Raw genomic sequence first — 21,051 nt, 5'->3', positions numbered from 1 at the left:
CATCAACTTGGGCAACACTCTCCAACGGAATGGATCGTCAACGAATGGGACTCGCTTAGGGAGCGGTGAAACGGGCACAGAGATATCGCGATGAGGGGCTACCTCCTTAACGTTGCGTCCATTGACCGCTTTCCAGCGACAAATTTCCTGAAAACTAGAGCTGCCGCCTAATTATTAATAACACGAGGCAACATGCAGCAACCTGCTATAGCTTTATATCAAAAAGCATATCGGTGTAGTAATAGCAAGGTCCCGGTTCTGTAGTATTCCGGGTCGCAACCGGCAATATATAAGCCTGCAGCTGCAAGCCGCTTTGGTAAGCTTCCACCTCAACTTCGTAAACTCCTGCCGCCAGCGTCAACTCAACCTGCTGCTCTTTAGGCGCCCTGTGATAAGCAGGCATAAAGTGGGGAGCATGTTTGCAATCGATTACGACCTCCCCGTTCAGCTTGAGCGTTATGGGACTATTCGCCGCTGCGATCAACCTCACTTGCCGATCAGACGGATTATGGAGCTTCGTTACAGCCCTGTATCGTCCATCTCCATCCATTCCGACCGCCTTATCCCATGCAAGATGGTTTCCCGAAATATCAGCTTCAATCCCATCGCTGCTTGAGGGTCCCCATACTATCCAGCGTGAGGAAGCAATCAGGGTAAACGGGACCTTCTCCGCTGCCCATACCGCTTGATCGTGAATTCTTGTCCAGACCAAAGCAAGCTCATGATAAGCTCCTGCAGAAGAAGACGAACCAATCTCGGCATCCCATTGCGTACGTTCATTCGGCTGCATGACCGTCTCGAATGCATCCGGACCCTTCCACCCTTCCGGCAGGTCAAGCGAGAGTTTTCCTGCGATGGCGGTCAGCGTGTGATTGATTAGAGTAAAATGCAGTGTTTTCGTCTGATTCTTGCCTATAGCAGGTCCTTCCGGGCCGTACTCGATGATCAGCTCAAGTGATGGGCTCTGCACTGTTCCCCGCGGGAGCAAATATTGATTCGAGGTTGGAGTCCTGTCCCACAGCTCTCTAACTCCTTCCAAAGAATGGTTCTGACTATCCCATGAGCTTGGTTCATTGGGATGAACCGTAATACCTGAATCCGATGCAGCCAGAACTTGTTTCCCCATACGAATCGTGCGGCGGGTTAATTCATCCAGATTCTTGGGTGCGGGGAACCCTTTGATGGGCGGGCTGACGACAACCCGGTCACCGACAGGCTTCACCCATTTGTCCGGGAGCCCGTCCGGACCCAGCAGCATGCCTAATATGGCACCTAGCGTAGCTGCTGTGCAATCCGTATCGTAACCGCAGTTGACAGCCTTCAGAATCGCATCTTCGAAATCTGTGCCGTACAGCCACCCCAATATCGTAAACGCGATATTTTGCGGCGCATCGGTAAAATTGTCGCTTCCATGCCGCTCCAGAATCAGCGATCGGGCCTCCGTCCAGCTCTTCCCTTCCTGATGCCAGCGGATCAAATCTTGAACCGCTTTGTAGGTCCGACAGGAAGCAGGAATGTACTGCAGGCCGATCTCGATCAGACGGTCGCGATCCTTCTCGAAGAATGCGGCGCTCTCAATGGCGGCGAAGAACATCTCTCCGTATACCCCTTCTCCGCCTGCGTGATCGACGATAGCATCCTGATAGGCATAATAAGCCGCCTTTTCCGGTAAGCCTGGAGAGATCATGGCCCATATTTCAGAACGGATAGGAGATCCCATACAATTCGTGAACGGATTGTTGAACGAACCGGATAATGGAGGAATCAATCCTCTTCGTAAATTGGTCAGCGCGTAACCGTATTCGTCAAAAGGGAAAAAAATGTGCTCCAGCCATTCCTGTCCCAGCTCTCGAGCCGTCAGCCCGGGGCCGTACTGTTCCAACGCGTGCAGCCAAACCAGCTGAAGATCAAGATCATCGTTCTCGAGCGGTCCGTCCGGCAGCTTCGGATAGAACGTCAATGCCAATAGATCCTTAACGCCCTCTACCGGCGCGCCGAGCGTCCCCCCAATATTTTTGCCCAGCCAGCCCCCGTATACAATCCGATAATAATCTTGTTCGTTTAATACATTTAATTCTTTCAAATATACCGCCCCCTTCAACCGTTTCAGTTATGATATAATCGACGTAAGCCTAAACCGATTATAAATTTGCTTTTTGCCGGAGGCCATTAACGCGATTAAGATGTTTCCCCAAAAAATAGGAACGGGAGTCATTTCATGTATTATTCAATGTCGCGATTATCCGTACTGGACGTGAAGTGGGCCGATCTTTTCGATGTGAATACCAACTCTTCGTTTTTCGATAAGCATTATAATCCGTACTATGAGCTGATCGTCGCGGCAGAAGCAGCGGTACATTTGGAAGCGGGCGGAAGCCGGATGGTCTTGCAAGCCGGGGATTCGCTATTGCTTGGACCGTGGGAGCAGCATAACGGATGGAATCCGGACGTACGGCAGGGCAAATTCTTTTGGGCCCAATTTTCCTGCAGTCCCGGACTGGACACTATCAATATAAATCGCTCCACTGAGCTTAATATTATCCATGCCGAACGAACCGAGCTGCGAACCGTCGAGATCAACCATGAGGATCTGCTCATTGTCCCCCGAATGTACAAGAACCAGAAGCGCTATCATCTGCTCAGCCGATTTGAGCAGCTTGTGGAAACGATGAGGAAGCCCCAAGGCTACTTTCGTTATCAAAGCACGCTGCTTCTCGCGGAAATGCTCGGTTTCATCGCAAGTGACTTTCTGGAGCAAAGCGATCTCGACACGGCTTTCCCGGTCTCATACTTTACCTTTCGCAAATTGGTCAATCATTTGAACAATTTCTACGAATCCGACATCACTAGAGAGAGGCTGGAACGGACACTAGACTACAAATACGAATATTTATGCCAAGTGTTCAAGAAATACGCGGGAATCCCTATGGTTCAATATATCCAACAGCTCAGGGTCCAGAGAGCCAAGCATTTGCTGCTTCATACCGGCAAAAGTATTCAAGAAATAGCCATGGAAGTCGGGTATTCGGACCCGTTTTATTTCAGCCGCCTGTTCAAAAAGGTGGAAGGAGTCGCGCCGCAGCACTATCGCGACGGTAAACAAACAACGCTCCCCTAAGCAGGGAGCGAATGATTTCATCGGGGAGCAGCCGAGAGTCCGCTCCAGCGATTTTAATGGTTTACAATTATTTACAGATAGGTCCCCCCCAGAAGCCTCTATTCGCTGCGTTGGCGTATCAATTTATTAAGAGTCCATAGGCTTCGTCGCTATTGGGTTGTACCTTGTTCAACCGCCAACAAATTCCTGACGGTCGCCCCTTCGAAGAACGTTCCTTGTACTCGAATATGCTCGTAGGGCATCTGAGTGTTGGCAATTCGCCACAGCATCCGATCGGCAGCCCGATACCCCGTTTCCTGCATAAACAGCACGGGGCGCGTAATGTCGGGAACGGTGCTCGCTTGCAGGTTATCGATGAGGATGATCGACACGTCTCCGGGAATCTTGCGGCCTGCCTCGCTGCATGCGTAGAACAACCATGACAAATTCGTCCCATGGGAAGAACAGATCAGTGCCGTCGGATTGTTCCGCTCCAGATGGTTCTGGAACGTGGCAATCCACTCAGGATCCTTCGTTGAAATCCTAATAAAGTGGCTGCTCTCTTCCACCTCGATGCCTTCCTGCTTCATCGTCAGTTGAAAAACATCCCAGCGATGCTTATAGCCTCGGGTTGTCGTCGTATCCCCCACATACATGATGTTGCGGTGACCGTTCGCGATCAGGTAACGGACCGACTGAATCGTTGCGTCATGGATATCCCATATAATACTGTCCACTCGGGCTCCTACAGGCGGAAAATTTATCAAAACCCGCGGCAGTCTCAGCTCCAATAGCAAGGCCTCCAGCGGCTCAGGTATAAGCGGGGCGAGAAACAGGCCGTCCGAGTACATGATCCCCTCTTGATCTACCCATTCCTTGAACCCCTCCGTCGAAAGAGTCGCCGGCATAAAAGCCATATCTACCTTATGGCCCAGCTCGTGCATTCTCTCTTTCAAGCCAAGGAACAATTGCTGAAAGGTGAAAGAGAAATGCGAGGTCGTAACCATCAGGAAGCGCCTCTGCTGAATGGAAAGCCGCGGAATGCCTTCATACAGGAGGCTGCGCTCCTGATCCTTCGTTAAATATCCGAGCTCCTTGGCCAGCAGGATGACTTCCCTTCTAGTCGCCTCGGACATTCCGGGCAGTCCCCGCAGCGCTTTGGAGACGGTATACACGCTTAACTGCAGCTTTTCGGCTAACATAGGCAAAGTGACAGATTTTTTTCTGGCCATAGGTTCACATGCCTTTCGTAATATAATCAACAAAACCTCAACTATATCATGCTTATCATTTATTGTACCATAACGATATCCACATTTTGTAAGCGTTTTTATCCGCTAAATGAATCGTTTGGTCCGTTCCAACGGAACCCTCGTGAAAGCACGCGTGACAACTATACCATCATGATTTTCATTGACAGGGTGCCGGCAGAGCACACATGAAAAACGGAGGTTGATTGTTATGATCAAAAAGAGAGAAACCGTTTGGTTAAGCTGCCTTCTGATCGGTGCATTATTGAACGGCTGCAGCCGGGGCGAGCCGATCGAACCTGCAGGGGATCCCGCTTCACAGAAGCCGAAGGATCCGATAACACTGACCTGGTACTTCGCGCAAAGCTCGCTCGAGGCTACCCTGGACCCATCGATCCAGGAAGCCCTAAAGGCGAAATTCCCTCACATTACGTTGAATTTTATTAACAGGGGGAAAGGCAGCGAGTACGCCGACTTGATTGCTCAGGGAACGCTGCCAGACATTATCTACGAATCGACCGCATTCACGACAAGCAGGGTCATTACGAACGGCTTCCATTATGACTTGCAGGAGCTGGTAAAAAAACACAATTTCGATCTGGGCAGCATTGAACCCAATGTATTGGCCCACACGCTCGCGCAAAACAGCGAGAAAAAGCTGTACAGCTTGCCGTTTACAATGAATAAGTACGCGTTATTTTACAACAAAGATATCTTCGACAGGTTTGGCGTCGCTTACCCGAAGGACGGCATGACTTGGGACGATGTCTATGAGCTGTCCCGGCTATTGACCCGGGAGGACGGGGCCGTTACTTACCAGGGCTTTACGACACAGCCTAATAATATTATGCTGAATAACCAGCTCTCTATCAGTCCTTTGCATACAAAGGAAGACAAAGCCACCATTCATAATGACGGCTACAAGCTGCTGTACGACAACTTGAGACGCTTCTTCGAAATTCCTGGCGCGATTATCGCTCCGCTGGGCGATTTCTCCAAAGGGACGATTGCCACGATGGTCAACAGCCATTCGGCGATTGTCGGTGCTGTTCGCGCCAATCCGCAGCTCAATTGGGACGTGGTATCCGTGCCCGGCCTGAAGGAGCGTCCGAATACCGGGTTCAAGCCGGCCACTTTGTCGCTGTTCGTCGCGCAGACGTCGAAGTATAAAGACGAGGCCTTCGAGGTCATCTCCTACATGCTCTCCGAGGAAATGCAGACGCTTCTGTCCAAGAATGGCCAAGGGACGACACTCAAGAGCGCTGCCGTGAAAAAAGCATTCGGCCAAAATGTGCCGGAATGGGCTGGCAAAAACGTAGGCGCGTTATTCTATTATCCCGACGCCCCTCCCATGGAACCGCGGGATTCCAAGCTGACCGACGTTGGCGTAGACTTCGGCAGCTCCTTCGCAACGATGATTAAAGACAAGACGGATTCCAACACGGCGTTAAGAAGCTTCGAGGAAGAAATCAATAAAGCCATCGAAGCGGCCAAGGCAGCCAAGGAAGTGAAAGCCAAGTAATGCCAGCCCAGAGAAAAAGCGTTTGGTCATTCAACCAAACGCTTTTTTTTGCTTACACCGTTATTCCTGTCCAGCATCGTGAGGAACTGTGATAGTGGCCGAAGCACTGGTCTTGTGTCCCGCTTTATCGGCAGCCGTATAGGTAATCGTGTAGACCCGCCCCGCTCCATCTCCCGCCCTTTCCGCTTTAAGCCGGAAGTCGGTGTCATTCGTCCCGTAGTCCGCGTCAGCCACGCCTTCCGGGTCCGGCTCGCTGCTAACGATGGAGTCCAGCGTTACTGTGCTTATACCGGAGATGGAGTCAGCCTCCTGCACGGTCATCCAGATCGGCGTCATCCGCCCGTTCGGCGGCCACAGTTTCGCCTGATCCGGCACGACGATTATCGTCGGAGCCGTCCGGTCGACCGGTATCGTAGCCGTACGGATCTCTTCCGTGTTGCCGGCTTGATCCGAGCTGCGGTATTCGAGCACATTCGTTCCCTCGGTTGCAATAGGAATCGAACCCTCGTAGCTCCTCCACTCTCCTCCGTTCAGACGGTATTCCGTACGCGCCACACCGGTCCCTTCATCCGTCGCGTTCAGCGTTACCGTGACATCACCCGTGTACCAGCCGTTGTCTCCGGCAGGCTCCGAAGGCACTATGGCCGACGTCGACACAGGTGCCGTCTCGTCCGTCGACATCGTCATCGTATAGGTCAAGGAGCCGCTGGCCTGCAGCTTGAGCATATGGATTCGTTTGTCATAAATCCGGTATCCCTTCTGCTCAAGAGTCGCTTCCACCCCTTGGTCGAAGTTGATGTGCAGCACGGCGTTGCCACGGACCAACGTGAAGCTTCCGCCGTTCAGCATGACTTGATCGTCGGCTCCTACCACGATCGGCACGTATTCCACAAACGGCTCGGCATGCTGGACCTGCACCGATATACCGTCCTCCAGGAAGGTTACCGATTTCGTTCCGGCTGTACCCAGATTGTATTGAACCTCCATCTGACCTTGCGCTACATCGCCATGCCCGATAGCCGGCTGAAGCGTTTGTCCGTTGATTCGATAGGTCGGCAGCACATTTCCGTTCTCGTATACCCTATTGGACGAAGCTTTCATTGTTCCCCATGATAATCCTCGATTTGTTGAAGACGACGAGGATTCCGTCTGGCTGGACACCATAATACCGCCTTGGGGGTGCCAGAGCAATCCAATACCGAAGGCTTGCATGGCCGCCTTCTTGGGCCCTGCGTTAAATGCCGCATAATAGTCCGGACGCCTCACATAAGTGAACTGCAGCCCGCTTCGATCGTCATTGCGCTGGTGATTAAAGCGATCGCTCGCAAGGTATGGCAGCTGGGCAACCGCCGCCGCACGCTCCGCTTCCGTAGGATAGTAGCGGTACAGAATCCGGTTGTACAGTCCGTACGGATTGTACGAGTTTCCTCCGTTCAAAGAAAGGGCCGGCACATTCGGCCATATGCCGTTCTTGACGATATCGCTTTTAGCCTGCACGATTTCCGCCGCCGCTTCGTCCCGGGTTTTGACAAATGCTCTTGCCAGTGGAAGCTTCTCCGCAAGAGGGATATCTTTTCTCGCGTAATGACCTGAGTCTGTACGTCCCGACGGCGCCGCATTGGACGTAAAGAACGAGCCGTCCGGCTCACGGACCAGATTGTAGGACAGCCAGTCGATGAATTTGCTTTCCTTGGTAACCAACTTCTGCTCCATATCGGTATTCTTGAAATAGTAATAGTCTGTCATCATATTCTGAATATGGACGCCTACATTGTAGCCCATATCATACCCGCTGTTCTCATAATAAAATCCCGCCGGACTGATAAACGCCGCTGCAGATTGATCGAACCTCTCGCGCATTTTCGCATCGATGGCCGCATCCGGATGATAGGCCAAATAGGCGGCGGTGGCGGACCACATGAGCGTATACTGGTTCGTATAGGCGGTGCCGTGTGTCCAAAAAGCGCTGTCGTTCAACACATGCACGATCGCTTTACGGCTCGCCTCGATTACTCGGTTGTACAAAGCTTCGTCAATGGATGGGAAGCTAGGGTCCGCCGCTTTGGCCTCCTCCAACAGACGAACGGTTTGACCGAGAAATTGCAGGGCAAACGACGTTCCCGGCAAATTGTAGCCCCCTGCACTGTATTCGGAGAAAGCTCCTTGCGGGCTCTGCAGGGATAACAGATGCTCAAGCACCGCTTCCAAACGGTATTTCACCTGTGGCATCCCATAGTAAATGTTCCACGAGGCCCGGTTCGTATAGAAATAGGTGAACCATAGATGATTTTCCTGAATGCGCGCATTGTAAGGGAAATTATCTTTCGGATCCCGGTGCACCACGATATCGATAAATCCGCGATCCGGCTCATCCAGCCTTACTGCGTTGGCCACCGTGTGGAAATGCTTGTAGTAATAAGGAATTCCACGGCGGTCGTTCACCCAAACCTCCGGCGAAATATAATCTTCATCGGCAAAGTCATCGGGATCGATCAAGCTGAAATCGGGAGCTGGAACGGCTCCGATATCGCTCGTAGCGAGTACTGCAGGACCTAGCAGCTTCGATTGATTGGTTCCCGCACGGGCCACGACACTGAACTCGTACTTGGCTTGGGGCTTGAGCCCGTTAAACGTATAGGTCGTTCCCGTAACGGTTGCCGCTTCGCTGCCGTTCCGGTACACGTGATAGGTGACGCCGGCATATTGGTTCGCTTCCATTACGGCAGGCCAGGTCACCGTTATGTGATTAAGACTTGATGAAGTAGACGTAATTGTAGCGCCGGCAGGCCAATTCAAGGCCATGTTGACTGCGTTCAAAAATGTGCTGCGCGCTTGCTTCAATTGGTTGTAGGCGGACTGCATTTCGTTCGGCAATGCATCGGGATTATTGTTGACAGCCCGTGCGGCCTCAATCGCCGAAGCGAACGCGGTGGCAGCCGCTTGAGGATACTGTCCGGGGCCGTTACCGACTACGGCGCTATTCAGCACGGATTGCGAGGCGTCGATCTCTTCTTGAAGAGCCAGCCGGTTGTACACAGAGTACAGGGTCGATTTGCCGATCTGGATGGCCCACGAGCTCGGATGCGCTGCCGTATCTCCGAACACGATCTTGACATATCGGGTCCCGGCAGGCAGTGCCGTCGCATCCCAGCTCACCTTGCCCCAGCCCCCGACCAACGGATCCGTGCTGACCGTTTTGACAACACTTTCCATCGGAGTGTATACGGAGTTGTCCGGCGAAGCCTCAAAAGACATATCCCCAGGTATGACACCCGTGCCGCTTCGATTGTACCACGTCACAATCTGGAAGCCGCTCCAGACACGAATATCTGCATTCGGAGTCTCGTAAATGACGTAAGCTTCCCCATTCGACGTTTTGTAAAATCTGGAGCTATCGCCTCCATACCGCTCGGGGCTGCTAGAGCTTATTGCAATATTACTTGTTTTGTAAAAAAGCTTGGAGTAATCGGCATTTTCGTCAATGACCGTCATAGGCTCCTCACTGGCGCTGACTGATGGAGTAAATGGCACCGGGGCTAGAAGCACGGTTAGTATCGTGATACATACGGTTAACAGGGTTGCAAAAGGCAGGAACGGTTTCATCTTTATCAACTCGCAAGCCTCCTTTTCTTTCCTCTCGATCTTGGCACAAACGAAAAGCAGTAATGCATCATAAGCACTTTGAGTTCGGCATCGGCTCCCTTCCATTTTAGACAGCACTTTCTTGTAAGAACAAAATCCATATATGTTAATGTAAGTGCATACATTACAGGATTTATAAAAGACGCAGAACTCACAATAGGTATAAACTATCGGATCTGCGCCTGGATTCAGTCTGTGTTTAACACGATTCCATCTTAAAGGTATATTGAAGAGCTTCTTTGGCTTCCAGGGTAAGTATCTGCATTTGGCGGGTGTAGATGTGGAAAGGCTTGGGAACCAGCTTGGCAACCGCATCTCCTTCGAATTGGATACGCAGCACGATATCGCGCCTATACAGAGCGATCTCACCGTCTTCCACAACCATCCGGTCGCCAGGAGCAACCATGAGCGGAATTTGCTCTTCGATGCGGCCGAGATGGCGGACGGTCACAGCAATGGCATTTTCCCCGAAGCGGACGGTTTTCTCACCCTCAGCCCCGAGCTCATATCTCATTTCCATATCGCCCTGAGCTATATCGGTGCAGCCCCGTACAGGGTGTATTTCGTGCAGGTCTACGTAGTATCGCGGGCAGACATCTCCGTTCTCGAATACCCGAGGTTCGCCATCCTTTTTCGTCCCCCAGGACAGCCCTTTGCTTCCTTTCAAGGCTCCCGCTTCGGTCTGACTGGATAGAAGAATACCGCCCTGCGGATGCCACAGCAGACCGAGTCCGAATACTTGCGCGTTCACCTTCTGAGGTCCGGCCGCAAAAGCCGCATAATAGGACGGCCGCCGCACGTAGGTAAACTGCAGACCGCTGCGGTCGTCGTTGCGCTGATGGTTGAATCTTTCGCTTGCTCTATACGGAAGCTTGGCAATGGCCTCCTTACGTTCGGCCTCCGTTGGATAGTACCGGTACAAGATACGGTTATAGAGCCCGTAGGGATTAAAGGAATTGCCTCCTGTCTTATTCAGCTCCGGCACATTGGGCCAGCTGCCGTCCTTCATGATCTCGCCTTTCGCCCTCTGGATATCTCTCGCGACCTCTTCCTGCGATTTGACAAAAGCTCTAGCCAGCAGCAGCTTCTCCGCAAGCGGAATATCCTTTCTCTCATAGTGGGCGGATTCCGTACGGCAGGAAGCGGACGCATTCGACGTGAAGAACGATCCGTCCGGCTCTAACACCAGATTGTAGGACAACCACTCAATAAACCTGCTCTCCTTCTCCACTACTTCCTGCTCCAGCTCGGTTTTCCTGAAATAGTAGTAGTCCGCCATCATATTCTGAATATGGACGCCCACGTTATAGCCCATATCATAGCTGTTATTCTCGTAATAAAATCCTGCCGGACTGATGAAGGCGCTTGCAGATTGGGCCATCCTTTCACGAAGCTTCGATTCGATCGCCTCATCCGGATGGATAGCCAAATAGGCTGCGGTTGCCGACCACATCAAAGTATATTGATTCGTAAAGCCGGTTCCATGCTCCCAAAGCCTGCTGTCATGCAAGACATGTTCAATCGCCTTCCGGCTCGCTTCAATCACTCTGGTATAAAGATCTTCGTTAATGAAAGGAAAGTCAGGATTTGCCGCTTTGGCCTCCTTCAGCAACCGTACGGTTTGGCCGAGGAATTGGAGCGCGAACGACGTTCCCGGTAAATTGTATCCCTCCGGGCTGTACTCGGAGAACGCTCCTTTCGGCCCCTGTAAGGTTAGCAGGTGCTCCAGTATCGCCTCCAGCCGGTGCTGTACCTGGGGCATCCCATAGTACATATTCCATGGCGCCGGGTTCGTGTAAAAGTAAGCAAACCACAGGTGATTCTCTTGAACGCGTGCATTGTACGGGAAATTATGCTCGGGACTGCGATGAACCACCAGATCGATAAAACCACGATGAGGCTCCTCCAGCCGCACTGCGTTTGCCACCGTGTGGAAATGCTTGTAGTAATACGGAATGCCCCGGCGGTCGCTGGGCCATACATGAGGGGATATGTAATCTTCATCCGCGAAGTCGTCCGGTCGGATCCGGCTGAAGTCAGGTGCAGGGACCGCTGCTGTGTAGGCAGCCGAAGCTTCTGTAATCTTGCTCGCTTTCCCGCTTCCATCGATGATCATTATGGGTTCCTCCACATCTAATAGATTGCAGCTTAAGCACCTCGATCATAATACAGCCCGCAACCTCCCATCCAGTTGCGATTTAGTTGCATAAATGAACAAGTGCAGCACCTGCGAGTGCACACCAAATAAACCAAATAACCGCAATCGGATATGTTGAAGTACTTGTTCTCATAGAACTACCAAATCATCACTTTAGCATGTATGGGTACACTCGGTTAATCAGCAGCCAAAAAGCACCGGACACAAAAAGCACCGGACAAAAGTCCGGTGCTGAGATTGAGCTATTATGCGGTTGCATCCTGCGCGGAAGCTGCTTCCTTACAGCCGCGTGCGCAAGCTTGCGGCGACGTCGACGATCATATCCTCCTGACCGCCTACCGCTTTGCGCCGGCCGAGCTCAAGCAGGATATCGCGGGGGTCGACGCCGAATCGCTTGCCTGCCTTTTCTGCATGCAGCAGAAAGCTGGAGTACACGCCGGCGTAGCCCATCGCGAGGCTGCCCTTGTTAATCTCCGGCACGCGGTGCATGACCGGAGCGACCACGCTCTCGGCAAGATCCATCATCTTGTACAGATCGATGCCGAGGTCGACGCCCATGCGCTGGAGAACGGCGATCAGCGCCTCGGTCTGGGTGTTGCCGGCGCCGGCGCCAAGGCAGCGCACGCTGCCGTCGATGCGCGTGGCACCCTCCTCCATCGCGACGAGCGTATTCGAGACGGCGAGAGAAAGATTGTTGTGCGCGTGGAAGCCGATCTCGCACGACAAGGAGCTGCGCAGCGCCTTCACGCGCTCGCGCACCTGCTCCGGCAGCATCGCTCCTGCCGAGTCGGTGACATAGACCGCCTGCGCGCCGTAGCTTTCCATCTTCTGCGCCTGCTCCACGAGCACCTCGACCGGCGCGGAATGCGCCATCATGAGGAAGCCGAGCGCTTCCATGCCAAGCTCGCGCGCGGCATACAGATGCTGGGCGGATACGTCCGCCTCCGTAACGTGCGTCGCAACGCGCACCAGCTGTGCGCCGAGCGAGCGGGCCTGCTTCAGCTCGTGCACCGTGCCGATGCCGGGGATGAGCAATACCGCAACGGCGGATTGCTTGCATTCGTCGACCGCCGCTTCGATCAGCTTCATCTCATCGACGAGCGAGCGCCCGTACTGGAGCGTCGAGCCTCCCAGTCCGTCGCCGTGGCTCACTTCGATGTAATGCATCCCTGCGTCGTCCAACGCCCGGGTAACGGACCGCACCTGCTCCACCGTAAATTGGTGGGCCACCGCATGGCTGCCGTCCCGCAAACATACTTCCGTTATGCGGACCGGCTTATCGCTATTGCGCAGCATTAGCGTCGCCTCCTTTCCCTGCCGGGGCCGCTGCCAGCCGGTACCGGGCGAACTCTTCGCCGATCCGGGCGGCGGTAGCCGTCATAATATCGAGATTGCCGGCATAAGGCTCGAAATAATCGCCGGCTCCTTCCACCTCGATGAAGATCGTCACCTTGTCTTCATCGAACAGGACGTCTTGCCTAAGCCGGTAGCCCGGCACATACTCCCGTACCTGTTCAGCCATCTCTTGCACAGATTGTCTGATGGCCTCCTTATTCATGTTCCGCACCTGGCAGTACACCGTATTCCGCATCATAATCGGCGGATCGGCCGGATTAAGAATAATAATCGCCTTACCGCGGTCCGCTCCGCCGATCTCCTCCAGCCCGCGCCGGGTCGTACTCGTGAATTCGTCGATATTCGAGCGAGTACCAGGACCTGCGCTTTTGCTCGAGATGGTCGCTACGATTTCCGCGTAAGTGACGTCCGCCACCCGGTTCACTGCATGAACCATCGGAATCGTCGCTTGCCCTCCGCACGTGATCAAATTCACATTTGGCGCTTCCAAATGGTCGCGTAAGTTAACGACCGGGCACAGGAACGGCCCGAGCGCCGCAGGCGTCAGATCGATGGCGGTGATGCCCAGCTCCTTCAGCACCTTGGCATGTCTTACATGCGCTTTGGCTGCCGTCGCGTCGAATACGATATCCGCCAGCTCCGGGCGATCCAAGATCGCCTGAATGCCGTTATCATAAGTCGCGTAACCGCGAGAACGCGCTCGTTGCAATCCATCGGAAGCCGGATCGATGCCGATCATCGCGGTCAGCTCCAGCCATTCGCTGCGCTCCAGCTTATACATCAAATCCGTGCCGATGTTACCCGACCCCAGGATCGCCGCTTTGATTTTCTTCATGGTTCTGCTCTCCCTCCAACCGTGCTATTAAAACGTAGGACCGATCCGATTGATTCCGAAGTCGTACTGCTTCAAAATTTCCGCCTTCGTCCATTTGCCGTTCGCCACGTCCAGCACTTCGTCAAACATCCGGCGCCCTACATCCTGTACGGATTCTTTTCCTTCTATAATGGTGCCTGCATTCATATCCATGTTGTCCGCCATCGTTTCGAACATGCGAGTATTCGTGGCGATTTTGATGACCGGAGCAATCGGGGAGCCTGTCGGCGTACCGCGACCGCTGGTGAACAAAACAATTTGCGCGCCACCGGCCACCATGCCGGTCAGCTGCTCGATATCTTGTCCGGGCGTATCCATCCAGACGAGACCTTTCTTCGTCGGCTGCTCCGCATAATCGATCAGCTCCTGCAGCGGGCGGGAACCGGCTTTCGCTGCGGCACCGAGCGACTTCTCCTCGAGCGAGCTGAGACCGCCTTTAATGTTGCCCGGCGTCGGGTTGCCGGTGCGAATGTCGACCCCCATCATGATCGCTTTGGCTTCCATCGCCTGAATGACCTCGTACACGCGCTGTCTGACCCGGTCATCTACCGCACGGTTCGCGAGCAGATGCTCCGCGCCGATGATTTCCGACGTCTCGGCCAATATCGCCGTCCCGCCGCCATCGACAAGCATGTCGCTCACTACGCCTACGGCCGGATTGGCCGACAAGCCGGAGCAGGCGTCCGATCCGCCGCATTCCGTGGCTACGATCAGCTCGCTGATGTCGCATTCCTCGCGACGCTGCATGGAGGCGTCCTGTACCATACGTGCCGCCACCTGGGCTCCCCTGGCGATAGTCATCAGCGTGCCGCCGTTCTCCTGAATGGACACCAGCTCGACCGGTTTTCCCGTCCGCTTGGCGATTTCATCGGCGACGCTGCGCCCTTGATGCGTCTCGCATCCTAGACCGAGCACGACGACGCCGTACACGTTCGGATTGCTGCCGATGCCTACGTACGTACGGAACGTTTGCTCGTAGTCGATTCCTACCTGCGCACAGCCGTGCTGATGAATAAACGACACGGTGCCTTGCACCAGCTCCGTTATACGAACGGCAGATTGTGTCGCACATACAATGGTAGGCAAGATCAGCACATGGTTTCTGACTCCCACCCGTCCGTCCTTGCGGCGGTATCCCCAAAATTTCGCGTTATGCACCAACTTGATCCCCCCGCCCTCTTTTTCCATCCAAATTGTGAACGTGGACATGCTCCCCCGGCTGAATGACCCGGTTTGCCATCCCGATGACCTCGCCGTACTTGAGGATATCTTCTCCTCCAGTGATCGGCCGAACCGCAAATTTATGTCCGAACTCGATAGGCTCGCACAATGTCACGGTCAAGCTAGCGTCGTCGACGTGCAGTTGTACCGCAGCGCCCGCCGGGATATCCTCCAATGCCGTAGCTACGTTGTCCTGCTTTTTCATCATAATGGCCCTATAGATGCTGCCCGCTGTGTTCAAGCTGCTCATCCTCCATTCTTCTGTGTACGGTTCTTATCGGGACCGAAACAGGTTATCTCGTTATCTAGCCCAGTACATCTCGCCGGACGTTTCCGTAATCATTGCCTCCTGGAGAAACTGTACCGCCTTGTTGAAGCCCTCCCGGGTGGACATCAGCCCATCCTCATGCTCGATGCTAATAGCTCCGCTGTAGCCTACGGTCCGCAGTGTGCTGATGATTTCCTTCCATACTTCATGCCCATGACCGTAGCCGACGGTGCGGAAAGCCCAGGAACGGTTGGCGATATCGCGGTACGACTTCGTGTCCAGTACGCCGTTCAGCCCGTTGTTGCGTTGATATATGGCCGTATCCTTCGCATGGAAGTGATAAATGCGCTCACCCAGGATAACGATGCACGCAATCGGATCCATGCCCTGCCAGAACAAGTGGCTCGGGTCGAAATTGATTCCAACGTTCTCGCCGGCTTCTTCACAGAGCCGTAGCGCCGTCTCCGAGTTGTAGACGACAAAGCCGGGATGCGGCTCCACCGCTATTTGGATTCCGTACTCTCTGGCTGTCCTTCCCATATTCTTCCAATATGGAATAACCTTTTGCTCCCACTGCCAGGTCAATGTCTCCAGAAAATCCGTCGGCCAGGGACATGTAATCCATGCCGGACGCTGCGACGTCTCTGATTCACCCGGACAGCCCGAGAAGTTGACGACCGTTTCGACACCGAGCTCTTTAGCAAGCAGGATGGTATTCATAAAATCATCATGATGAGCTTCTGCAATCGCCGGGTTAGGATGCAGCGGGTTGCCGTGGCAGCTTAATGCACTGATCGTCAAGCCGTTTCGCTCAAGAGCGCTCTTGATTCGGGCGATCTCAGCAGGCTTGCCGAGCACCTCTTTCGGATTCAAATGCTGGTTGCCCACATATCCTCCTGTAGCGATTTCTACCGTCTGAATGCCTTGGCTAGCTGCGAGCTCCAGGGCATCTTCCAAGGAGAGAGTCCTAAACAATTTCAAAAAAACACCGAGTTGCATCGTTCCACTTCCTTTATTCGCTTAATATGGCTATAGCTCGCTAATTTTCACCCATCTCCGTTCGGCAATGGACAAGTCGACCGCTTCAAGCACCTGCTGGCACATGACGCCGTCGGCAAAATTCGGTACCGGCTGCCGGTCCTCGCGAATCGCCTCCATCAGCTCCCGAATTTCATGGACAAGCGTATGCTCATAGCCGATCGTATGTCCCGGAGGCCACCATGCATCCATATAGGCATGAGCCGGATCCGTCGCCAGCACACGGCGGAAGCCCTGAACGTCGGGATCGTCGTCTGTAAAATAAACCTCCAGCTCGTTCAGCCGTTCAAAATCGAAGCGGATGCTGCCTTTGCTTCCGTTGATTTCGAACGCATTGGTACAGCGATGGCCTGCGGCGAACCGGCTTGCCTCGATGCTGCCCATAGCGCTGCCGGCAAAACGGATCAAAAACAGCGTCGCGTCATCGACCGTAACTTTGCCCTTAGGGGCGTCCTTGCTGCCCTTGGCGCTTAGACCGGACATTGCAGTAGGCATCGGCCGCTCGGGTACGAACGTTTCGCTCATGCCGATCACCTCCGACATGCTCCCGACCAAATAGTGGGCCAGATCGACTACATGCGCGCCCAAATCGCCGTGGGAGCCGGAGCCCGCCACTTCTTTTTGCAGCCTCCAAACCAGAGGGAAGTCCGGATCAAGCAGCCAATCCTGCAAAAACCAGCCGCGAAAATGATAAATCTCCCCCAGCCTGTTTTGTTCAATGAGCTTTTTGGCCAGCTGGACCGCAGGCGCGAAGCGGTAGTTGAATCCAACCATATGCTTAATCCCCGCTTGCTCCGCCGACTTCAGCATGTCCCGCGAATCCGCCAAATTCAAGGCAAGCGGCTTTTCGCAAAAGAGATGCTTTCCCGCCTTGGCGGCTGCTATAGCGATTTCCTTATGCGCATCGCTCGGGGCATTAATATCGATGAGCTCAATCGCAGGGTCGCTCAACAGCTCCTTCCAATCGGTGACGAAGCCCTCCCAGCCGAACTGTTCCGCTGCCTGCACGACCGCTAGACGGTCTCTGCCGCATATCGTTTTCATAACGGGAGTTACCGTCTCGGGGAAGAACATCCCGATCCGGCTGTACGCATTGCTGTGCGCCTTGCCCATAAATTTGTAGCCGACCATGCCGACGTTGATTTGCTTGTTACTCATCCGTATCTCACCTCGTATACTTGGAGATGAAATCGTTGATGGTGACGCTACGGCCCTCTTGGGTCGATTGAATCGCCGCACAAGTGAGGGCGAAGCTTTTGATATTGTCGGCAAGGCTTGTTACAGGTTCCCGATGGTTTCGGATCGCCTCGACAAAATCGTTCAACGAAGACATCCGGTCGCCGTAAGCTGCTTCCGGCAGCTCCACTGCCGATGGCTCGCCTTCCTTATCCTGCTTCCATATGAAGAGCTGATCGTCGGTCATCTCGATGGCTCCGTGCTCCCCGTATACGCGGATGTCGCCATTCCATGTTGTCTCCCGGCCCCGGTTTACCCAGCTGCCGAAATAGTTGACACGAATATTATCCTCGAAACGGATGACGACGCTTGCCGACGGATTGCCGTTAAACCAGCTCCAGTAGGGACGGAAGCTTTGCGCATATACATCAACCGGTTCTTTGTCCAAAATAAACCGCATAATATCGAAGTGATGCAGCGACATGTCTTCGAGCAAAATCTCGTCCATCTCGTTGCGCCAGCCCCCGACTTGATGCGCCTTGCGGAAATCATATTCGATATAGCCTACACGGCCGATAATCTGCTCTTGCAGCAGCTTTTTTAAGGTTTGGATACAAGGTCGCCAGCGGTAGTTTTGGCTGATCATGATTTTGCGGTCGTAGCGCTTGCTCTGCTCGTACAGCTCCGCCGCTTCGTCGAACGTATGCGTGAGCGGCTTCTCCAGCACCACATGCAAGCCTGCCTGCAGAGCTTGAAGAGCGATAGATTTATGAGTAGCCGGAGGGGTGACGATCAAGGCCATATCTGCCTCTACCGCCTGAGCCGCTTCATCCAGGCTGCCGAACAGCCTGCTGTCAGGAAGCTGTGTTATGGCCGATGCCGCCGCTAAATTGTCCGGCACTACGTCGACAACCGCCGCCAGCTCTACCTGTTCATACTCGGATAGCACCTTCAACCACGATTGCCCGAACCTCCCGGCCCCGACCTGAATGACTCGAATCTTGTTCATACGATTGCCTCCCATGAGCTTGAACTGTCTTAAGTGTCGTGTCTTAAGATCGAACCGTATTTATATGAATACTCCGTTGCCGTCGAACTTCATTTCCTCCAAATCCCCGACCACTTTCACGTGGTCCAGCGCCTCGATTTCAGGAATCAGCGATTCCGACACATACATATGCTCCAGATGCAGCGTGTTCGCGATCCGTATGATGCGGGCCTGCTCGGGATTGACACCCCAGCAGCAGCGCAGTGCCGTTCTCATCGCTTCCAGGTCGTTGTCCAAGATGATCGGAATCATTGCGCGATGCAGGAACGTGCTCGTAATCACATTCTCATTCGTTTTGTGATAATCGATCTTCTCGAACAGCCGCTTCGTCGTCAAATCGGCAAGGCCGATCCCGAGCGCGTTGCCCTGGCATTCATCGCTCAGATCGCCCGCTATCACATACTTGATATTAGGCGATGCCGGCTCATCGACCCCTAGAATGCGCATGCGGCCGATAATGTTCGTATCCATGCCGGTACCGCTGTAGTTCTTCCCGATGCGGTCGACATGCAGCACATCCAGCTGCTGTACCGGCAGCTTCGGCATGAGCGAAGCCGACAGCTTGAGCAGCTCACGCTCTCTTTCTTCGATACGAGGTGTCGGGATCGCCTCGATTACCGCCGTTTGCTCATATGCGTTCTCCACGATGCCGATGCCGCACAAAATGTTCGCTTTCTCAAACACGACGCGCGACACCTCCGGCATGAAGTCGCGGATTCCTTGAATGCCGTAATTGTGCAGCGCAAGTGCTTGCTCATGCTTGCCGAGGCCGATCGCCGCCATTTTCATAATGCCGCTTTCGATGCCGATCGGCGATTTGAAATCGGTATGCACCTTGATGCGGCCGATCAGGATAATGCCGTCCCCTTCAGAAGCGTGGCGGTCGATGTACACCGGGATGTCCCGCTCCGTCCGGCCGATCTGCACGACCTCCATCGACGACAAGATCGGCGCTTCGCAGTACGCCTCGGTCACTCCGAGGCTGGCCAGCACCTTCACCTGGCCCTCCGCCGTAGCTCCGCCGTGGCTGCCCATTGCAGGAATGATGAACGGCTCGGCGCCGAGCGACTTGAGCTTCGCTGCTGTCGCCTTGATGATCTCTGCGATGTTGGCGATTCCCCGGCTCCCGGCCGTCAGAGCGATTCTCATGCCCGGCGTTACGGCTTCATCAATGCCGGCACGGGCTAGCTGCTCCCATACTTCCCTTGCGATATGCTCCACTGCAGGCCCGGCGAAACGCTGCTTAACCTGCACCATCCGCGGCAGTTTCATGTGCATGCTCTCCTTTTTGTCTATTATCCGATCAATCGAACGGCTAGCTTAATCGCCTGCTCCATCGCACCCGGATCGGCAACGCCTTTGCCGGCAATATCGAAGGCGGTGCCGTGCGCCGGCGTAGTAATAATCACCGGCAGTCCTCCGCTGACGGTAACGCCTCTGTTGAAGCCCATCAGCTTCATCCCTGTTTGCGCTTGGTCATGATACATCCCGACCAGGCAATCGAACGGATCGGTCTTGAGCCGCAGGAAGATCGTGTCCGCAGGGTACGGACCAGCCACGTTAATGCCCTCCTGCTTCGCCTCCTGAATAGCGGGGCGGATTTCCTCAATTTCCTCCATTCCCATCAGTCCCCCGTCGCCGGCATGCGGGTTCAACGCGGCAACGGCAATGCTCGGATTGGCTATACCGGCATTCGTTAATGTGGTATGGGCAAAACGAATGATTCGGGCAACGCGTTCTTTCGTAACCAGTCGGCTCACGTCCTTGAGAGCGATATGCGACGTCACGCGGGTCACCCATAGATTATCCATGACGTTGATTTCGCTGAAGCCTTCCTTGCACTCGAGCAGATCTGCGAAGAAATGCAGCTCATCCTGGAAGTGGAATCCCCCGCTATGCAGCGCTTCCTTGTTGATCGGCGCATAAATGACAGCGTCGAGCTGTTTGTTTTGCGCGACTTTCAGCGCGTACGTCAACGTCTCGCCGGTCGCTTTGCCCGACTCAACCGATAGCTGGCCCGGCGTATACGCATTCGCCGGTACATTATGCAAATCAATGAAGTAGAGATCATCTGCCGAGTCTACCTGCCCGACATTGTCTATGCTGCGGTAAGTAATCGAGCTTCCCGCTGCGTCCTGCCCCTGCTGAAGCACGCGCTCATCACCGATCAGCACCCATGTGGCCAGCTGACGAATTTCTGCATTTTGCAGCGCTTTGACAACCAATTCCGGGCCGATGCCCGCCGCATCCCCTAAAGTGACTCCTACAACCGGTTTTGTTTTCAAGTTCTCTGCATCTCCTTCTGTATATGTTTGTGCTTAACGAATAATTAATTGATTATTCCGAATATTTAGAACATTGCTTTGCCTGAAGCACTGTCCATTATGGTCAGCGCACTGCA

General features: G+C 54.0%; 15 protein-coding genes. 2 read left to right on the top strand and 13 right to left on the bottom strand.

Annotated features, from left to right (window positions below; all coding sequences use genetic code 11):
• Positions 1 to 205: 205 nt before the first annotated feature.
• Positions 206 to 2,083: an ADP-ribosylglycohydrolase family protein gene (locus DVH26_RS12425; protein ID WP_239633998.1), complete on the bottom strand. Its 1,878-nt coding sequence runs from the start codon at positions 2,081 to 2,083 to the stop codon at positions 206 to 208.
• A gap of 135 nt (positions 2,084 to 2,218) precedes the next feature.
• Between DVH26_RS12425 and DVH26_RS12420 the strand changes: the two genes are divergently transcribed.
• Positions 2,219 to 3,118: a helix-turn-helix transcriptional regulator gene (locus DVH26_RS12420; protein WP_239633997.1), complete on the top strand. Its 900-nt coding sequence runs from the start codon at positions 2,219 to 2,221 to the stop codon at positions 3,116 to 3,118.
• Between the two features lie 149 nt (positions 3,119 to 3,267).
• Here the strand turns inward: DVH26_RS12420 and DVH26_RS12415 are convergent, their stop codons facing one another.
• Complete coding sequence (locus tag DVH26_RS12415) at positions 3,268 to 4,329, bottom strand: substrate-binding domain-containing protein (RefSeq protein ID WP_239633996.1); 1,062 nt, start codon at positions 4,327 to 4,329, stop codon at positions 3,268 to 3,270.
• Positions 4,330 to 4,558: 229 nt separating this feature from the next.
• On the opposite strand from DVH26_RS12415, the gene DVH26_RS12410 reads away from it, so the two are divergent.
• Positions 4,559 to 5,869, top strand: a complete 1,311-nt coding sequence (locus DVH26_RS12410; RefSeq protein WP_239633995.1) for an ABC transporter substrate-binding protein — start codon at positions 4,559 to 4,561, stop codon at positions 5,867 to 5,869.
• Positions 5,870 to 5,929: 60 nt separating this feature from the next.
• Here DVH26_RS12410 and DVH26_RS12405 read toward each other — a convergent pair whose 3' ends face one another.
• The 11 genes from DVH26_RS12405 to pdxA all read right to left on the bottom strand — a co-directional run bounded on the left by DVH26_RS12405 (position 5,930) and on the right by pdxA (position 20,935).
• The gene (locus DVH26_RS12405) at positions 5,930 to 9,472 is read right to left on the bottom strand and encodes a fibronectin type III domain-containing protein (protein ID WP_481857606.1); all 3,543 of its coding nucleotides are present in this window, start codon (positions 9,470 to 9,472) and stop codon (positions 5,930 to 5,932) included.
• A 238-nt stretch (positions 9,473 to 9,710) separates the two neighbouring features.
• Positions 9,711 to 11,627, bottom strand: a complete 1,917-nt coding sequence (locus DVH26_RS12400; protein ID WP_239633993.1) for a hypothetical protein — start codon at positions 11,625 to 11,627, stop codon at positions 9,711 to 9,713.
• A gap of 321 nt (positions 11,628 to 11,948) precedes the next feature.
• A complete protein-coding gene (gene dmpG, locus DVH26_RS12395) occupies positions 11,949 to 12,965 on the bottom strand; it encodes a 4-hydroxy-2-oxovalerate aldolase (RefSeq protein ID WP_239633992.1) in 1,017 nt (338 codons plus the stop codon).
• Entirely contained in the window at positions 12,952 to 13,860 is a 909-nt protein-coding gene (locus tag DVH26_RS12390; RefSeq protein WP_239633991.1) for an acetaldehyde dehydrogenase (acetylating), read from the bottom strand. The genes dmpG and DVH26_RS12390 overlap by 14 nt, the downstream gene beginning before the upstream one ends.
• Positions 13,861 to 13,887: 27 nt before the next feature.
• On the bottom strand, positions 13,888 to 15,087 hold the full coding sequence (locus tag DVH26_RS12385) for a UxaA family hydrolase (RefSeq protein WP_481857605.1): 1,200 nt from the start codon (positions 15,085 to 15,087) through the stop codon (positions 13,888 to 13,890).
• Positions 15,050 to 15,370: a UxaA family hydrolase gene (locus DVH26_RS12380; RefSeq protein ID WP_239633989.1), complete on the bottom strand. Its 321-nt coding sequence runs from the start codon at positions 15,368 to 15,370 to the stop codon at positions 15,050 to 15,052. Before DVH26_RS12380 ends, DVH26_RS12385 begins: the two co-directional genes overlap by 38 nt.
• A gap of 51 nt (positions 15,371 to 15,421) precedes the next feature.
• Positions 15,422 to 16,387, bottom strand: a complete 966-nt coding sequence (locus DVH26_RS12375) for a sugar phosphate isomerase/epimerase family protein (RefSeq protein ID WP_239633988.1) — start codon at positions 16,385 to 16,387, stop codon at positions 15,422 to 15,424.
• 30 nt (positions 16,388 to 16,417) lie between these two features.
• Positions 16,418 to 17,584 carry a Gfo/Idh/MocA family protein gene (locus DVH26_RS12370; RefSeq protein WP_239633987.1) on the bottom strand — a complete coding sequence of 389 codons (1,167 nt, stop codon included), beginning with the start codon at positions 17,582 to 17,584 and terminating at the stop codon, positions 16,418 to 16,420.
• 7 nt (positions 17,585 to 17,591) lie between these two features.
• Positions 17,592 to 18,611, bottom strand: coding sequence for a Gfo/Idh/MocA family protein (locus DVH26_RS12365; RefSeq protein ID WP_239633986.1), 1,020 nt, complete (start codon positions 18,609 to 18,611; stop codon positions 17,592 to 17,594).
• A 60-nt stretch (positions 18,612 to 18,671) separates the two neighbouring features.
• Entirely contained in the window at positions 18,672 to 19,922 is a 1,251-nt protein-coding gene (locus tag DVH26_RS12360) for a nickel pincer cofactor-dependent isomerase, group 22 (RefSeq protein ID WP_239633985.1), read from the bottom strand.
• A gap of 23 nt (positions 19,923 to 19,945) precedes the next feature.
• Complete coding sequence (gene pdxA, locus DVH26_RS12355; RefSeq protein WP_239633984.1) at positions 19,946 to 20,935, bottom strand: 4-hydroxythreonine-4-phosphate dehydrogenase PdxA; 990 nt, start codon at positions 20,933 to 20,935, stop codon at positions 19,946 to 19,948.
• Between the last annotated feature and the right edge of the window lie 116 nt (positions 20,936 to 21,051).

The sequence above is a fragment of the Paenibacillus sp. H1-7 genome, assembly GCF_022354825.1.
Taxonomy (GTDB): Bacteria; Bacillota; Bacilli; order Paenibacillales; family NBRC-103111; genus Paenibacillus_S.
This window is presented reverse-complemented; position numbering and strand designations above follow the sequence as displayed.

Excerpts from the sequence above, each read along its gene's own strand:
- DVH26_RS12420 (WP_239633997.1), top strand. The coding sequence starts at position 2,219 with ATGTATTATTCAATGTCGCGATTATCCGTACTGGACGTGAAGTGGGCC.
- DVH26_RS12415 (WP_239633996.1), bottom strand. The coding sequence starts at position 4,329 with ATGGCCAGAAAAAAATCTGTCACTTTGCCTATGTTAGCCGAAAAGCTG.
- DVH26_RS12410 (WP_239633995.1), top strand. The coding sequence starts at position 4,559 with ATGATCAAAAAGAGAGAAACCGTTTGGTTAAGCTGCCTTCTGATCGGT.
- DVH26_RS12405 (WP_481857606.1), bottom strand. The coding sequence starts at position 9,472 with ATGAAACCGTTCCTGCCTTTTGCAACCCTGTTAACCGTATGTATCACG.
- DVH26_RS12400 (WP_239633993.1), bottom strand. The coding sequence starts at position 11,627 with ATGATCATCGATGGAAGCGGGAAAGCGAGCAAGATTACAGAAGCTTCG.
- dmpG (WP_239633992.1), bottom strand. The coding sequence starts at position 12,965 with ATGCTGCGCAATAGCGATAAGCCGGTCCGCATAACGGAAGTATGTTTG.
- DVH26_RS12390 (WP_239633991.1), bottom strand. The coding sequence starts at position 13,860 with ATGAAGAAAATCAAAGCGGCGATCCTGGGGTCGGGTAACATCGGCACG.
- DVH26_RS12385 (WP_481857605.1), bottom strand. The coding sequence starts at position 15,087 with ATGGAAAAAGAGGGCGGGGGGATCAAGTTGGTGCATAACGCGAAATTT.
- DVH26_RS12380 (WP_239633989.1), bottom strand. The coding sequence starts at position 15,370 with ATGAGCAGCTTGAACACAGCGGGCAGCATCTATAGGGCCATTATGATG.
- DVH26_RS12375 (WP_239633988.1), bottom strand. The coding sequence starts at position 16,387 with ATGCAACTCGGTGTTTTTTTGAAATTGTTTAGGACTCTCTCCTTGGAA.
- DVH26_RS12370 (WP_239633987.1), bottom strand. The coding sequence starts at position 17,584 with ATGAGTAACAAGCAAATCAACGTCGGCATGGTCGGCTACAAATTTATG.
- DVH26_RS12365 (WP_239633986.1), bottom strand. The coding sequence starts at position 18,611 with ATGAACAAGATTCGAGTCATTCAGGTCGGGGCCGGGAGGTTCGGGCAA.
- DVH26_RS12360 (WP_239633985.1), bottom strand. The coding sequence starts at position 19,922 with ATGAAACTGCCGCGGATGGTGCAGGTTAAGCAGCGTTTCGCCGGGCCT.